Below are 15,873 nucleotides of genomic sequence, written 5' to 3' on the forward strand. Positions count from 1 at the left end.
TGTTCTTCTTTTCTGATCACCGTTAGGCTAGCTCTACTTTGACACTATTTACTTAATGTCTCTTTAACTCAGTACCAATTTATAATGGTGACCCTTCATGCAAACACAAAGAATTGCCTCTCGCGTAGCTAACATAAAACCATCCCCTAGCAGCAGCGCGGCAGATCGAGCCAATGAACTTCGCCAACAGGGTCGAGACATTATCAGTCTCGTGGTTGGGGAACCCGACTTCGATACGCCATCTAATGTTGGTAAAGCCGCTTGGGAAGCCATTCAACGAGGCGAAACACGCTACACCGCCAACAGCGGCAGCCAAGCCATGCGCCAAGCCATTAAATCGAAGCTAGAGCGCGAAAACAATTTGCACTATAACGAGAACGAAATCGTTGTCACCAATGGAGCTAAAGCCGCTATTTTCACCGCCTTTTTAGCCACCATTGAAGCCGGTGACGAAGTGGTTATACCAGCACCTTACTGGGTTTCCTATCCTGATATGGTGATTGCTTGTGAAGGCACACCAGTGATTGCACAATGTTCTGAAGCAGAGGGGTTCAAATTAACCGCTGAGCGATTGCGCTCTGTTCTTACCGATAAAACCCGCTGGTTAATCATCAATTCTCCTAGCAATCCAACAGGAGCAAGTTACCACCATGACGACTATGTTGCCTTAGCTGAGGTGTTAGCCGATTACCCTGATGTATTGATTATGACCGATGACATTTACGAGCATATCCGTTACGACAATCAGGAAAACGTCCATTTGCTAAATGCCGCTCCTCAATTGAAAGATCAAACTGTACTGATTAATGGCGTCTCTAAAACCTATGCCATGACGGGGTGGCGAATTGGTTTTGCAGTGGGTCCGTTTTATCTTATTGATGCCTTCCAAAAATTACAGTCCCAATCCGCTGGTAATGCTTGTTCAGTCAGCCAAGCCGCGGCGATTGAAGCCTATAACGGAGACCAATCTTTCGTCAAAACGAGCCAAGCAGTTTATCAACAGCGTCGTAACGACACCCTCGCTCTCATCAACAACATTGACGGTCTACATTGCTCGCCACCAGACGGCGCTTTTTATCTTTATGTTGGCTGTGAAAAATTGATTGGCATGCAAACGGAAGACGGCACTGTCCTTGAAACAGACAACGACCTTGTACTTTATCTATTGGAAAAAGCCAATGTCGCCGTGGTTGCTGGCAGCGCGTATGGTTTGTCGCCTTACTTCCGCATGTCGATTGCGACGTCACAAACACAATTACATACCGCCTGTGAACGTATTACGACCGCACTAGCAAAATTAAAACAGGGCTAACTTTTCTTCAATCGATCATTAAGAGACATCAATCAATATGGACCCTGTCCAAAACCCACAAGGGTTAACCACCAAACAAGCCATCCTTGCCATGATCGGCATTTCAGCTGGTCTGATGCTGTCCGCACTAGACCAGACGGTCATCGGCAATGCGTTACCCAGCATTGTCGCTGATTTGGGTGGTTTTAATCTTTATGCTTGGATTGCCACTGGCTACCTTTTAATGTCGATCGTCACCATTCCCATTTTTGGACGGTTGGGGGATTATTATGGCCGCAAGCCATTCATTGTCGCGGCTTGTGCCATTTTCACCCTTGCTTCTTTAGGCTGTGCTCTCGCCTCGAACATCTATGTCTTAATTATTGGTAGAGCACTGCAAGGGCTGGGTGGCGGCATGTTAATTGGGACAGCGTTTGCCAGCATTCCTGACTTATTCCCTGATAACAAAGAACGCTTGAAATGGCAGATTTTTCTGAGTACCGCCTTCAGTATTGTGAATGCATTGGGCGCCCCTTTGGGTGGTTTTTTAACCGACGCTTTTGGTTGGCGTTCCATCTTCTACTTAAATTTGCCACTTGGTTGTTTAGCAGTCTTCTGTGCTTGGAAATACATTCCTTGGGTTCGACATACGCAATCGAATGATGTCTCACTAGATTGGATCGGCGCACTGCTTATCGCCTTGGCACTGTCTTCTTTTCAACTCTTTGTTGAGCAATTTCCAAAAGACGGCTTGAGTTCATGGGTAATTTGGTTGGCCTCTATACTAATGGGTGCCATTGTCTTCTTGATTTACCGAGAGCGAAAAATCAAGCACCCTCTGCTACCACCAGCCCTGTTTGTTGCCGGTACCGTCAGAACGTTCTTTTTGCTTTCTACTCTAGCGGGCTCTGTGATGTTTTCTCTGCTCTATTACACACCACTTATGTTCCAAGGGGCGCTAGGGTTTTCTTCGCAACAAGCTGGCATTCTAATTACTCCCATGGTACTCAGCATTACCTTGGGCGCGATTATAAACAGTAAGGTAATCAGACACTTAGATAACCCAAACTGGTTGCCGAGGTGCGGTTTCCTACTGCTGGCCATCGCGTGTTTTTGCCTAGCTTGTAGTACGCTACATACCCACTTTTACCTACTGTTGTTTTTTATGCTGCTGTCTGGCTGCGGGTTGGGGTTCATTCTCATTAATTTGACGCTGTTTACCCAGAATTCCGTCACAAAAAACCACTTAGGCATTGCGACAGCCCTGCTGCAATCTCTTCGCTTGGTTGGTGGTATGTTGGGCACAGCAGTCACTGGATCATTTATTAATTTTCTCTATAAGCAGAACTTAGAAAAAACGCTAATAAATGTAGATCAACAGCAATATATCACTGAGTTAAGCAACCCAAATATTCTGATACAAACAAGTCACTCAGCGTCAAATGAATTACCAATAGGTCTGGCACAACAGGTTTTATTAGACACCTTGAGTTTAGGGCTTTTGGCTTCTGCTGGTATCTGCCTGATCGCTCTATTCATCCTTTGGAGAATTCCTCCAATACCTTTGTTTAAAAAATAACACTTTTCAGAACTTAAATAATTTATTCATATAAGTCGTTTTCAGCCCCTATTTCTGTCGTACCAAGACTTATCCTTTTTATTACTGGTGACAAAATAACCAGTCAGACGCAATAACAAAAACAACAATTGCAATAAAAAGGATGTCGTTATGAGTAATCATGCAAATCGCGGTGTTATTTACCAAGGCAATGGCACGGTAAAAGTCGAAGCCATTGCCTTTCCTGAGTTGGCCATTGGCAAACGCCGATGCGACCACGGCGTTATTCTGAAAGTTGTCACAACAAATATTTGTGGCAGTGATCAACACATGGTGCGTGGTCGAACGACAGCTCCAAGCGGCTTGGTGCTCGGTCATGAAATCACGGGCGAAGTCATTGAATGCGGCCGCGATGTGGAATTTATTAAGGTTGGCGATTTGGTGTCTGTGCCTTTTAACATTGCTTGCGGCCGTTGCCGTAATTGTAAAGAAGGCAAAACCGGCATTTGTTTAAACGTAAACCCTGCTCGTCCCGGCGCGGCGTATGGCTACGTGGACATGGGCGGTTGGGTTGGCGGACAAGCCGATTACGTTATGGTGCCTTACGCTGATTTTAACTTATTGAAATTCCCCGACGCCGACCAAGCCCGTGAAAAAATCCAAAGCCTCACGCTGCTGTCTGATATTTTCCCCACCGGTTTCCACGGCTGCGTAACCGCGGGCGTTGGGCCGGGTTCTACCGTTTACATCGCGGGCGCTGGCCCTGTTGGTTTGGCCGCCGCGGCGTCTGCGCATTTGCTTGGCGCCGCCTGTGTCATCGTTGGCGATATGGTCCAAGATCGACTTGATCAAGCACGCTCTTTCGGCTGCGAAACCATCGATTTAACACAAGACGGTGACATTCAAGACAAAATCGAAGCCATTTTGGGCGATCGAGAAGTCGATGCGTTTGTGGATTGCGTAGGTTTTGAAGCCCATGCATGCGGCTGCAATCATCATCAAGAATCCCCTGCAGTGGTTTTAAACTCAGCCATGCAAATGACACGAGCGGGCGGACAAATTGGTATTCCTGGTTTGTATGTAACTGAAGATCCTGGTGCAACCGATGAGGCAGCAAAACAAGGCAGCCTAAGCATGCGCTTTGGCCTTGGTTGGGCGAAATCACACTCGCTTCACACCGGCCAATGTCCAGTGATGAAATACCACAGACAACTCATGCAAGCCATTTTGTTTGATAAAATCGACATCGCCAAAGCGGTCAACGTACAGATGATTTCATTGGATGAAGCGCCACAAGGTTATGCAGATTTCGATGGCGGCGCGGCGAAGAAGTTCGTTATCGATCCACACAAAATGGTGAGTTGATAAATCAAAAAGCTGAATAACTAGACAAAAAAAGACCTTGCCCCGCGAACGCTTAAAATTCCGTTAGCAAGACAAGGTCTTTTATTTATTTTACTGATGTGATGAAAAATATTGCGCCTTAAATGCCGACAACACCTTAGGTAGATGATCTGGCAAATCTTCGGCAATCAGACCCGAACCAATCTCATTTCCCACTTCACCATGCATCCAAACAGCGGCTGATGCCGCATCAAATGGTGCCATACCTTGCGCGAGCAGACCGACAATAAACCCTGCCAACACATCACCCGAACCACCGGTTGCCAAATCCGCTGGGGCATTTGAATTGATGATGGCTCGGCCATCGGGAGACGCAATCACGGTATCCGCGCCTTTTAGCACCACAACAGCACCACTTTGTTTGGCAGCGAGCCGAGCACGCGTTAATTTGTCATCAAGGTGGCTTTTATTGATTTCTGGGCTTTTATTAATCTCTGGAAACAGACGCGCAAACTCGCCATCGTGAGGCGTCATCACACAAGGCCCATTAATCGCATCAAAAAGTATTTGAGGGTCGTCCGAAAACGCGCTGAGCGCATCCGCATCCAATACCGTTGCTCGACCGGTTGCCAGTGCTTTAAGAACAATCTTACGGGTGCGAATACGTTCAAAACCTGCCAAACCCGCGCCTGGCCCCACTACAATGGCATTGTGACGAGGGTCTAATAACAACACGTCAAAATCTTCTGACTCTTGGCTAACTTCTAACTTCGCCACCATCACGCCAGTCAATGCCGTAGCATACACAGCCCAAGCCTTAATAGGAGCCGCCAAAGTAACCAATCCTGCACCGACCCGCATTGCACCACGGGCGGTTAATCGGCTCGCGCCTGTCATCGTTTCGCCACCGTATACCACGGCATGCCCACGATGATATTTGTGTCCATCCAGTCGCGGCCAAGGATAATATTGACACCAAAGTTCAGGACGGTTTTCCCATGTTTGAAGTGTTAACTCGTCCAGCACCGACTCTGGAATACCGATGTCTGCAACGACCAAGTGACCGCACAAGCCTCGACCGGGGAATAATAAATGCCCCGGTTTTTTACGAAAGAACGTCACGGTCAATTCCGCTGGCGCCACTTTTCCTAGTGCTGCGCCCGTTGTGCCATCGACACCACTCGGCACATCAATGGCACACACAGTGATATTGCGAGTAATCATGGCGTCCACCATGTCGCGAGCGTTGCCTTCCAAAGGACGAGCCAAACCAGCGCCGAACATGGCATCGATGACCAATTTTGTTTGATCGAGTAAGTCTGTTGAAAAGGGTTCAATGTCGCCCTGCCAAGCCCGATAAAAATGCGCCGCCTCTGTTGATAGCCCATCAACAGAACCTAAAAAAGCGAGACGAACTGGCCAATCCATTGAACGCAAATGCTGAGCGACGACAAAACCATCGCCGCCATTATTGCCCGGACCGCACAACACCAAGGTAGGTCGTTCTGACCAGCGTTCCACCACCGCATCAGCGACTGCTTTGCCCGCCGCCGCCATCAAATCCATCGCCGGTACACCTGCAACCACTGCGGCTTGATCCGCTTTGCCCATTTCGTTTGCCGTCAAAAGAAATGGGGGATATTGCTTCCGAATGTGCTCCATCATCTTCCTACCTTTGTTTTTTTGGCTTTATCTCTCTACTTTATAAGGAATGCCGTCATTAGAAACAACCGATGTTAACCGCTGTACGGTGAGATCTCGTTTACTTTAAATACATCACAGGTATGATGACGCATTCAGAGACCTTTTCAACTTTTCGACTTATTTACCGGACATTTTTATGAACGACGAGATCAACTACACAAACAATCCCCTACACGGTCTGGGCTTACAAGAGCTACTCACCCAGATAGTTGATCATTACGGTTTTGAGCTTCTCTACGCCTACTTAAACATCAACTGTTTCAAGACGAATCCGAGCATTGAATCCAGTGTGAAATTTCTTAAGAAAACGGAGTGGGCTCGGGAAAAAGTGGAGGTTTTCTATCTGTATAAATTTAAGAACCTGCCGCGCGTTTCCTCTGAGCAGTTTGAACTGCCTCCCAGAAAGCGGATTGTTCCTGAAGGTCAAACACCCCGCGAACCAGTAGAGCTAAGTTTCGAAGACGCTGAACGCGTGCGAGAAAAGCAGGCCCAGAAAGCCGCGGAACATGGTAAGACGAAAAGATATGGCAACGGAAAATCTGACGGCTATTCCAGAAGGTAGCGATGTCTGACTGAAACGAAATTCGTGGGCGCAACAAGAAGCATGTAACCGTTTCTTATTGCGCCACAATCAAGCTCTATTCAATTCAAGCTTTATTCAATTCAAGCTCTATTCAATTCAAGCTCTATTCAATTCAAACTCTATACAATTCAAGCCCAATACAAGAGCAATCTAAACCAACGCGAAAGCCTCGGATTCTGTATTCACCCGCTCATCTTCCGGTAAATATTTCTGCATGGCCACCATGAGTGTTCGATGCTGCAAAATCGCAATGCATTCGTCTTCACGAAGATGACTCAGTAATCCCTCTATGCTCTCACTGTTTAGAATTTGCCATTCAGCACAGATCCACGCCCGACAAAATTCTTTATCCGACTGAGGCTCTGGCATTTGAGCAAGGTGCCAATAAAACAAAGCGGGATCCGCGATTAACCGAATTAAAGAGGGCAACGCGGCATCAAAGCGAGGTTGATTCGTGTCCGTACTGTAACGATGTTGCAAGGCCACAATCTCATGTGGACGCTTTTCTTCTGGCGCACGTAAAAGGCCAAAATGATGAATCACGTTGCCGCGCTTTGTGCCGCCACTCAGCCAAGACAGCGGAATAGACAAGACCAAACCAAAGCTAATGGGCAATGACCAGTAAAATAATTGTGGACTTAGAAAGAGCGCGCCGCCCGCAAGAGCGACACCAAACACCGTGTGGCTAAAATGCGCTCGTGCTGCCACTTTCCATGGTGTTGCACCATCGTCACGGGACTGAGGTTTCCAGCCGCTGTCGGCGCCTTTAAAAACGCTGTACACCACTTGAAACTGTGACAACATCAAAATGGGCGCGTACAAAGCCGACAGCAAGGTTTCCATCAAAATGCTCAACGTAAGCAAAATCGGGCCGCCAAATTGCATGCAACGACGAATGTTCAACATTGCCGCGAGCCAACCATACGCTTTCGGTGCCAACACAAGTATCATGGATAAAATAAACAAGGCTCGCGCTTTTTCAAAATCAAACACCGGCCATGTCGGAAACAACGACGGGTTAGAAAAATACTCAGGACGAACAAAATACGCCTGAACCGCCAAAGCAAAACCCACCACAATCAGCATCAACCAGAAGACCGCACTCAAATACGACATGATGCCGGAAAACAAATGCAGACGCGTCGCAAAGTGAAAACCTTTGGCAAATACGAACGCTTTATGCTGTAGGTTTCCCTGACACCAACGACGATCTCGGACAATTACATCCACCAGCGACGGTGGCGCTTCTTCATATGACGCTTTTAAATCCGTATCAAAGCGCACTCCCCAACCGGCACGACGCAGTAACGCGGCTTCCATAAAGTCATGGCTCATGACATGGCCACCGAACGGCGCTTTGCCCTCTAATACTGGCAAACCACAGGCTTGTGCAAAAGCCTTGGTACGAATAATGGCGTTGTGCCCCCAGAAGTTGGAAGCGCTCCCATGCCACGCCGCCAATCCAGACGCATAAATAGGACCAAAACAATGATTCGCAAATTGCTGAATGCGACTGTACAAGGTATCTGCACGGATAATGGTCGGTAACGTTTGGATCAAGCCAAGGCTTGAATCGGCGCTCATTCGACGCGTCAGTGACACCAAACACTCTGCGCCCATTAGGCTGTCGGCATCCAGCACAATCATGCACTCGTAATCACCACCAAAGTTCGTTACCCATTCGGCTATGTTTCCGGCTTTGCGCTCGACATTGTCATAACGTCGACGATAAAAAATAGGACACGCGTTCGCCTCATCGTTCAGCAAGGAAAGGAAAGCTTGCTCCTCGGCAATCCAAGCGTCGGCTTTATTGGTATCGCTCAGAATAAAAAAGGCGAACTTGCCTGCCGCTTGCTTCACGATGTCTGCGTGCATGGCTTGGATATTGGCTCGAATCCGCGCTGGGTCTTCGTTGTAAACGGGCAATAAGATCGCCGTAACGCCCTCGACGTCTCGTTCTTTTCGTCGGCCAGAAAATGGCCATAACTGATACAGCAAGCCAAGCGTCGCTTGTGAAAAAGCAAACGAAATCCACGTGAAGTTGATGCAGAATAAAACCAGAAACAGCCACTGTAAGCCTGCGATCGCATTGGTGCTTAGTACGCTGTACATTTCTGTAGCGCCATACCAAGACAAACCGCCGGTGCAGACCAAAACAAACACTCGCGCCAACCATGTGACAAAATCTTTAGGGATTAATTTGGCTTTGTTCGGGCGAGAGGCTTCATTCACCGCATGTCTTGGCATATCCAAGGGCGACGTGATGGGGAGCGCACGTTTTGCGACAATGTCTTCACTTAACATGATTATTCCTTTATCCAGCGGTACAACCATGTCGGCGCGACCGAGCTTTCACCTTGTTTAAGTTGCACTCTTAATTCGGCCAAATTCGCGTCTTGTGGGTCAAACGTCACGTAAACACGCACACCGTTATTGTGTGGGTTCTTCACCGCCAAGGTTTCCAGTATTTTACCTTTGCTAATACTCGCATCGACCGTCAAGTCATCCACATTCACGCCTGACATTTTATTGTAATCGATCACCACTTCAGGGCGATCGGTAAACAACTTCAGCCCTTTAGCGCTGCGAACAGTACGCGGTAAATCCATCGAAACTGGTGTGTTATTCGACCACGTCATCAAATATTGATAGGTATAAGATTGGTCTTTTTTCAGACCCTCTTTTGGCTGCCAAAACGTGACAATGTTGTCGTTGGTTTCTGAATCAGAAGGAATCTCGACCAACTCGACATGCCCTTCCCCCCAATCATTCAATGGTTTAATCCAAGCCGATGGACGCGTATGGTAGTTCGCTTCCAAATCCTGATAATCTTCAAAATTACGATGACGCTGAATCAAACCGAAGCCTTTTGGATAATTGTCGCTGAATGCACTGACTTGTAAGGTTTTTGGGTTATTCAAAGGACGCCAAATCATTTCGTCCTGACCCGTCAGTATTTGCAAACCATCCGAATCATGAACCGCTGGCCGATAATCAGGAAAGTCAGACGCATCCAGCGAACGGTTGTGCATAAACATGGACGTCAGTGGCGCGATACCAACGTGTTTTAAATCGACTCGGGGGAACAGTGTTTCTTTAACATCAATACGAGTTGGTTTACCCGGATAAATGCCAAAACGATACGCGCCCGTGATGCTTTTACTGTCCAACAAGGCATGAACAACAATGGCATCTTGGCTTGAAGAAGGTCGTTCAATCCAGAATTGCTTGAACATAGGAAACTCTTCGCCTTTTGGCTGTGCCACATCAACAGCTAAACCTCGTGCTGACAAGCCATAGGTCTGACCTTTCGAGACAGCGCGGAAATAGCTCGCGCCTTGAAAAACAACAAACTCATCACTGTGATCGGCTCGATTGATTGGGTAATGCAAACGCAATCCGGCGTATTTCCCAACTTTCGCGATCAGCTCGGCAATGTCAGCGTTTGGCGTCTTAAAAGAGTCGGCAGAGACATTAAGCGGATACGCTCGACCACTTTCGACCACATCAATGGTCACTAAATCTTTGAATAAAAAACCGGGCGCAAACAATTGCACAGAAAATTTAGTCGGGGTGTTTCCCCAAACCGCTTGGTTTTGCTGATAATTGATTTGTCGATACATGGAATAATCCATATCGATTAACGCCTTCGGCGCTTTTTCAGCGGGTTGCATTGGTGACTGAGCCAATGTTTTCGCTAGGTCTATTACGGTTTGATGGGAAAATACATACCCTTTCTCTGTCAAATTCTGTGCGGCTTCTTCTACCACTGGTGGCGTTTCTTGCGAGGTATTGTCAATTGCCACATCGGCATCAGCACCATGACTCGTGGAACTCATCAAGACGGAAGCCAATACCGATAATTTGATCAATAAAAATGACTGTGAACGAATGTGTAATCGGAAAATAGGTAATAATTTCAAAAAGAATTCTCTTGTAGCTCAATTAGTCTCAGCTGAGTGTCATCATATGAATGGCGCCATAATGTGGCCGCGTATGGTATATCATAAAGCCAATCAAAAATGAGATTAAGGCAGGAAAGTTGGAGGAATTCACAAACATTAAGGAGAGATTGTCTTTAAAGAAACGCTGCCTTTATTTTTGCTCTCCCTATCGCCATTTCTCCTCAACGTATACGATGACATACCGTGTTACGCGCTTTATATCGCACAACCTCTATAAAATCTACGTTTTAAATCGAGATAGATAATATGTTCAAAATACTTGATAACTGGCTAGAAAATCGACGCATCAAGAGCATGGGGTTCACGGTAGAACAATGGGAATCGGCGGTGGCCGATTGGTCGGTTATGGAACGCTTTCAAGGCATTGAACGCGATGCATTACGTGACATGAGTTTTCGTTTTATTGCTCGAAAAGGGATCGCCCCAGGCGCAGAATTTGAATTTACCAATGCCATGTGTCTAAAGCTTGCGACCATGGCGTGCGTGCCTATTTTGCACCTTGGTTTAGATTGGTACGACCATTGTCAGACCATTATTCTATACGAAGGGGATTTCATCGCCGATCACCCATATCAGAGTGAAGACGGTGTCGTTCATGCTGGCGGCCGAGGTTTAAGCGGGGAAGCATGGCAACGTGGTCCGTTGATCTTGTCGTGGGAATCCATACTAGCAACTGGCGCTCATGCGCGTCATGGCAAAGCCAGTAACGTGGTCATCCATGAATTCGCCCATAAATTAGACATGTTGCGTGATGGCGCCAATGGCGCGCCACCCATTCACCCTGATATGAAACCCGGAGAATGGCATGACGTTTTCACCGACACCTTTCTTCGCCTTGAAAACGACTGGCAACATCACAAACACCTTCCGCTGGATGAATACGCGCTCACCAATCCCGCCGAATTTTTCGCAGTATGCAGTGAAACCTTTTTTGAAGCGCCTAAAATGATGAAGCGAGAAATGCCCCAGATTTATCGGTTACTCAGTCAGTTTTACCGACAAGATCCGTCTTAGTTTGATGCAACGTGTGCTTTTCATTGCGCCTTTTTATCATGGCCAGCCATCATAATTCCAAGTCAAAAGTAGGCACAGTTTCATCCAGTGTCTGCATAAAATCATGAATAAATGCATGAACTTTCATGTATTCAAGTCGTTCCAAATTATCGATTTTTGACCAAAGCGCAATGTCTCGTCTTGGCCCGTTTTGACCGTCCACCTGAATCCTTTGTTCGACGTCGATTTCCCCCGTCATTAACGTCATGCGCGCGGGTAATCGAACCAACATATCGGTGGTGTTTAATAGATGCAGAACCGAACGAATACTGCCCGTAAACGCCATGCTGGCGGCTTTCAAGCCGATCAATTCACTAGGGCGATCTAAGAAACCCGCGTTCGCGCCCGCCACCATCCAATTTTGTTTTTCTAGGACGGTTTTCGAAATCGGTTTATCCGCTCCCAAAAGCGCGGACTTTTTACCGACAAACACACCAGATCGATCACGGAACAACAATTGACGATCCAATGAACCTTGTTTTACCGACAAATGCGCGGGCGCCAAGAGAAAGTCCAGTTCGCCTTTTTGCAATAGCGCAATCTGAGCCGCCGCCGACCCCGTTCTAAAATGAAAAACGTAGCGCTTTTCTTGCATAAAATACGCCGTCATTTGTTCCACCGTGGCGAACTCCCAAAGCGGATCAATGCCAATCACAAACTCATTGTGATAACCGCTGTGGAACTGGCGAATCACTTCTTCCCCCTGCTCTGTTTCCGCCAAAATTCGTTCGCCAATTTGCGCTAAGCGAGCGCCAATTTCTGTGGCTTCGACACCATAACGATGACGAACCAACACGGGCGCGCCAACCTTCATTTCCAGTTGCTGAATGCTGCGCGTTAATGTCGGCTGTGTGATGAACAACTGCTCACAGGCGCGACTCAGGGAACCTTGTTTGACGACGATGGCCAATTGCTTCAATACGTTAGGATTCATCTATGCGTTTTCTATTAGTCTGCCATTAAAAATCTATTTTTACTCATACCTTGAATGCATTAAAGTCATTTCTATTCCAGACAGCAAATTGCTTTCAAACCAGACAGACATCACTAACAAAAATAAGAGGATGAACCATGCAGTTTTATAATCAAGGCTTTCACCCAGGCGACCCAAGAATTACCGACCCAGCGGACCGCGTCATCGCGCCACCGCTCAAGCATCCTTTGCCAACCCAAGTCGATGTGATGATCGTCGGTTGCGGCCCCGCTGGGTTAAACCTTGCGGCGCAATTATCAAAATTCGCCTCTATTTCCACCTGTATTGTCGAGCAAAAAGACGACCGTTTACTCGTTGGCCAAGCCGATGGCATCGCTTGTCGAACCATGGAAATGTTTGAAGCTTACGACTTTGCGGACCAAATCAAACAAGAAGCTTATTGGGTTAACGAAACCGCTTTTTGGAAACCCGACGGAAAACAACCACAACACATTGCACGTAGTGGACGCATTCAAGACGTAGAAGACGATTTGTCTGAAATGCCCCACGTCATCATTAACCAAGCACGCGTTCACGATGCGTTTCTGGATGTCATGCGTCATGGCGCGGGAAAAATCGTCCCACATTATTCGCGTAAGCTGCTGAATCTTGAAGTAAGCCCAGAGAAAACAGACTACCCAGTGACGCTGACGTTTGAACGTTTGGATTCCCAGCACCTTGGTGTCATTGAAACGGTGGAAGCCAAATACGTGGTCGGCTGTGATGGCGCCCGCAGTACAGTGCGACAATCCATCGGCCGAGAATTGGTCGGCGATTCGATCAACCAAGCGTGGGGGGTCATGGATGTACTCGCGACAACCAACTTTCCTGATATTCGTCTGAAGTCAGCCATTCATTCGACTCACGAAGGCAACATGCTGATTATCCCGCGTGAAGGCGGTTACATGGTGCGTTTGTACATCGAATTGGACAAACTCAAAGACAATGAACGGCTGACGAAGCAGTCAATCACGACCGACTATTTAATCGCGGCGGCGAACCGCATCATGCAGCCTTACTCCATAGACGTGAAAGAAGTGGCGTGGTGGAGTGTTTATGAAATCGGCCAGCGCTTAACAACCGCTTTTGATGACGCCGAAGAAGGCCGATTGCCCCATGTGTTTCTCGCGGGTGATGCGTGCCACACTCACAGCCCAAAAGCCGGACAAGGGCTGAACACTTCGGTGAACGACACCTGGAATTTAGGCTGGAAATTGGCTCACGTTTTAACCGGAAGAGCGAACGCCGAACTGCTGCAAAGCTATTCTTTTGAACGACAAACCGTGGCGCAGCAACTCATCGATTTTGATCGTGAATTTTCCAAGATGTTCAGCGCCAAACCCAAATCTATCAGCAATCCAGACGGTGTCGACCCGGCCGCTTTCCAACAATATTTTGTGCAATTTGGTCGTTTCACTGCGGGCACAGCCATTCATTACCCTGAATCCGACTTAGTGAAATCTGGTCAGCACCAATTTCTCGCCACCGGACAAACCATCGGCATGCGTTTTCATTCCGCGAAAGTCACTCGCCTTGCCGACGCCAAACCCGTCCACCTTGGTCACAGCATGAAAGCCGATGGTCGCTGGCACATTCTCGCCTTTGCAGGAAAACACCCTTTTATGGGAGATGATTGCCAAGTAAACGCCCTATGTGACTTTTTGCAGAATGACATGGCATCACCCATCGCTCGCTTTACGCCAAAAGACGCAGACATCGATGCGATCATCAATCTACAAGCTGTTTTTCAAGTCTCTCATCGCGAGGTGGAAATGACCGACGTTCATTCGCTTTTGCAGCCTGCAAAAGGCCGCTACGGGCTACGAGACTATGAAAAAGTCTACAGCGCACTGTCTGCAGACGGCTGTTTCTATGAAAAACGTGGTATCAATAAAGACCAAGGCGGCATCCTTATTGTTCGACCTGATCAATACGTCGCGGAGGTGTTGCCGCTCAATGATCACCAAGGCATAGTCGACTTTTTTGAAAAAGTATTAATTGTAGTAAGCTAAAGCAGGCATGTAACTCAGACACCAACGGTGAATACACTTTTAAGAATAAATAACCTTTTGGTGTCTGCTATACAAACAATAAAAAGCGCTTGTACTTTTAAAAATGAAAAAAATTACTGGCCACCGCCCAACCACCCACGCCGTCTAAAAAAGAACACCATTCCTAAGGTAATACCAACGAAAACACACCAAATAGCAGGATACGCCCAACGCTTGGTGAGCTCTGGCATGTACTCAAAGTTCATCCCGTAAACACCCGCAATAAAGGTTAAAGGAATAAATACTGATGACATGATCGTTAACACTTTCATGATTTCGTTCGTGCGAACAGACACCGCGGACATGTAAAGGTCCGTCAGGCCACTGATCATTTCTCGATAAGATTCAATGATTTCAACAATTTGGATTGTATGTTCATAGACATCACGAAGGTAAGGTTTCGTTGCTTCGCCCATGCGACCTTCTTCTTCACGGTAAAGCTGATCAATCACTTCTCGCATTGGCCAAACAATACGTCGCAACAACGACAGCTCGCGCTTAACCGCATGAATTCGATGTAAAACGGCAGGTGTGGGTTTTTCTAACGTAACGACTTCAAGCTCTTCTAGAAGGTCGCCATATTGTTCTAAGACAGGAAAGCAATGGTCAACCATGGCATCGAGCAAGGCGTAGAGCAAATAATCCGCGCCATTTTTCCTAATTCGCACATTGTCTTTTTGCAGCCGTTCTAAAATGGGTTGCCAGACATCACCCGGCTTCTCTTGGAAAGTAATAAGCACTTTATCGTAAAGTAAGAGGCTCACTTGTTCCGCATCCAATAAACCACTCACCGACGAATTGTCTGTGGTCGCAACCAACTTCAGCATGCGCAGTACGACAAACACATGATCATCAAAGAACTCCACGCGGGGTCGCTGAGGAACATGCATGACGTCTTCTGCTGTTAACGTATGGTAATCAAAATGATGACGAAATTGATTGATCACATATGGATGAGGATGACTGACGTTAAACCACCTTGAGTTCACCCATTCCGGCACTGGTTTAGCAAGAAATTCAGCAAGATCAGTCACCTCGCCCATTTCAATTTTTGTCGCCGAGTAATCAATATAACTCACGCTCACACTGCCGGGATTAGGCGGGACAGACGCATCAGCAAGATGATCGATACCCGCTAATTCGCCAGGTGTGACACGATAAGGCGTACTTTGCCTAGCGCCCGATAAACCCAACGTCGAGCCCAGCAAATTTGCACTGTTTCCTACGGTGCCTATCTCCACCCCTACGGCTCGATCATTCGCAGCATTGTTACTTTTATCGGTTGATGAACCTAAAACGCTGTCGTCAGTTGTCATAATTACTCCGTAATGAACTCATAATCGGCCCAAGA

11 protein-coding genes are annotated in these 15,873 nt (G+C 47.3%); 6 read left to right on the forward strand and 5 right to left on the reverse strand.

Features of this window, described 5'->3' with window-relative positions; translation table 11 throughout:
* Window positions 1–97 precede the first annotated feature (97 nt).
* The 3 genes from D104_RS32995 (at window position 98) to fdhA (ending at window position 4,214) form a co-directional block, all read left to right on the forward strand.
* On the forward strand, window positions 98–1,312 hold the full coding sequence (locus D104_RS32995; RefSeq protein ID WP_024024944.1) for an aspartate transaminase: 1,215 nt from the start codon (window positions 98–100) through the stop codon (window positions 1,310–1,312).
* Between the two features lie 37 nt (window positions 1,313–1,349).
* A complete protein-coding gene (locus tag D104_RS33000) occupies window positions 1,350–2,870 on the forward strand; it encodes an MFS transporter (protein ID WP_024024945.1) in 1,521 nt (506 codons plus the stop codon).
* A gap of 150 nt (window positions 2,871–3,020) precedes the next feature.
* Complete coding sequence (gene fdhA / locus D104_RS33005) at window positions 3,021–4,214, forward strand: formaldehyde dehydrogenase, glutathione-independent (protein ID WP_024024946.1); 1,194 nt, start codon at window positions 3,021–3,023, stop codon at window positions 4,212–4,214.
* Between the two features lie 90 nt (window positions 4,215–4,304).
* On the opposite strand, the gene D104_RS33010 is transcribed toward fdhA, so the two are convergent.
* Window positions 4,305–5,858 (reverse strand): NAD(P)H-hydrate dehydratase, encoded by a 1,554-nt coding sequence (locus D104_RS33010; protein ID WP_235075945.1) that lies wholly within the window; start codon window positions 5,856–5,858, stop codon window positions 4,305–4,307.
* Between the two features lie 175 nt (window positions 5,859–6,033).
* Here D104_RS33010 and D104_RS33015 point away from each other — a divergent pair, with 175 nt between their 5' ends.
* Window positions 6,034–6,459, forward strand: coding sequence for a VF530 family protein (locus D104_RS33015; RefSeq protein WP_024024948.1), 426 nt, complete (start codon window positions 6,034–6,036; stop codon window positions 6,457–6,459).
* Window positions 6,460–6,630: 171 nt separating this feature from the next.
* On the opposite strand, the gene mdoH is transcribed toward D104_RS33015, so the two are convergent.
* Both mdoH and D104_RS33025 read right to left on the reverse strand, forming a co-directional pair.
* Complete coding sequence (gene mdoH, locus D104_RS33020; RefSeq protein WP_024024949.1) at window positions 6,631–8,784, reverse strand: glucans biosynthesis glucosyltransferase MdoH; 2,154 nt, start codon at window positions 8,782–8,784, stop codon at window positions 6,631–6,633.
* Window positions 8,785–8,786: 2 nt separating this feature from the next.
* Complete coding sequence (locus D104_RS33025) at window positions 8,787–10,403, reverse strand: glucan biosynthesis protein G (protein WP_024024950.1); 1,617 nt, start codon at window positions 10,401–10,403, stop codon at window positions 8,787–8,789.
* Between the two features lie 288 nt (window positions 10,404–10,691).
* Between D104_RS33025 and D104_RS33030 the strand changes: the two genes are divergently transcribed.
* Window positions 10,692–11,459 (forward strand): M90 family metallopeptidase, encoded by a 768-nt coding sequence (locus D104_RS33030; RefSeq protein ID WP_024024951.1) that lies wholly within the window; start codon window positions 10,692–10,694, stop codon window positions 11,457–11,459.
* A gap of 49 nt (window positions 11,460–11,508) precedes the next feature.
* Here D104_RS33030 and D104_RS33035 read toward each other — a convergent pair whose 3' ends face one another.
* The gene (locus D104_RS33035; RefSeq protein ID WP_024024952.1) at window positions 11,509–12,432 is read right to left on the reverse strand and encodes a LysR family transcriptional regulator; all 924 of its coding nucleotides are present in this window, start codon (window positions 12,430–12,432) and stop codon (window positions 11,509–11,511) included.
* A 137-nt stretch (window positions 12,433–12,569) separates the two neighbouring features.
* Here D104_RS33035 and D104_RS33040 point away from each other — a divergent pair, with 137 nt between their 5' ends.
* The gene (locus D104_RS33040; protein WP_024024953.1) at window positions 12,570–14,483 is read left to right on the forward strand and encodes an FAD-binding monooxygenase; all 1,914 of its coding nucleotides are present in this window, start codon (window positions 12,570–12,572) and stop codon (window positions 14,481–14,483) included.
* Window positions 14,484–14,596: 113 nt separating this feature from the next.
* Here the strand turns inward: D104_RS33040 and corA are convergent, their stop codons facing one another.
* The gene (gene corA, locus D104_RS33045) at window positions 14,597–15,838 is read right to left on the reverse strand and encodes a magnesium/cobalt transporter CorA (RefSeq protein WP_024024954.1); all 1,242 of its coding nucleotides are present in this window, start codon (window positions 15,836–15,838) and stop codon (window positions 14,597–14,599) included.
* Window positions 15,839–15,873: the final 35 nt, after the last annotated feature.

Origin of the sequence: Marinomonas profundimaris (assembly GCF_000508165.1) — a bacterium.
GTDB lineage: Bacteria > Pseudomonadota > Gammaproteobacteria > Pseudomonadales > Marinomonadaceae > Marinomonas > Marinomonas profundimaris.

Bases quoted from the DNA above. Each gene is read 5' to 3' on its own strand.
- D104_RS32995 (WP_024024944.1), top strand. From the start codon at position 98: ATGCAAACACAAAGAATTGCCTCTCGCGTAGCTAACATAAAACCATCC.
- D104_RS33000 (WP_024024945.1), top strand. From the start codon at position 1,350: ATGGACCCTGTCCAAAACCCACAAGGGTTAACCACCAAACAAGCCATC.
- fdhA (WP_024024946.1), top strand. From the start codon at position 3,021: ATGAGTAATCATGCAAATCGCGGTGTTATTTACCAAGGCAATGGCACG.
- D104_RS33010 (WP_235075945.1), bottom strand. From the start codon at position 5,858: ATGATGGAGCACATTCGGAAGCAATATCCCCCATTTCTTTTGACGGCA.
- D104_RS33015 (WP_024024948.1), top strand. From the start codon at position 6,034: ATGAACGACGAGATCAACTACACAAACAATCCCCTACACGGTCTGGGC.
- mdoH (WP_024024949.1), bottom strand. From the start codon at position 8,784: ATGTTAAGTGAAGACATTGTCGCAAAACGTGCGCTCCCCATCACGTCG.
- D104_RS33030 (WP_024024951.1), top strand. From the start codon at position 10,692: ATGTTCAAAATACTTGATAACTGGCTAGAAAATCGACGCATCAAGAGC.
- D104_RS33035 (WP_024024952.1), bottom strand. From the start codon at position 12,432: ATGAATCCTAACGTATTGAAGCAATTGGCCATCGTCGTCAAACAAGGT.
- D104_RS33040 (WP_024024953.1), top strand. From the start codon at position 12,570: ATGCAGTTTTATAATCAAGGCTTTCACCCAGGCGACCCAAGAATTACC.
- corA (WP_024024954.1), bottom strand. From the start codon at position 15,838: ATGACAACTGACGACAGCGTTTTAGGTTCATCAACCGATAAAAGTAAC.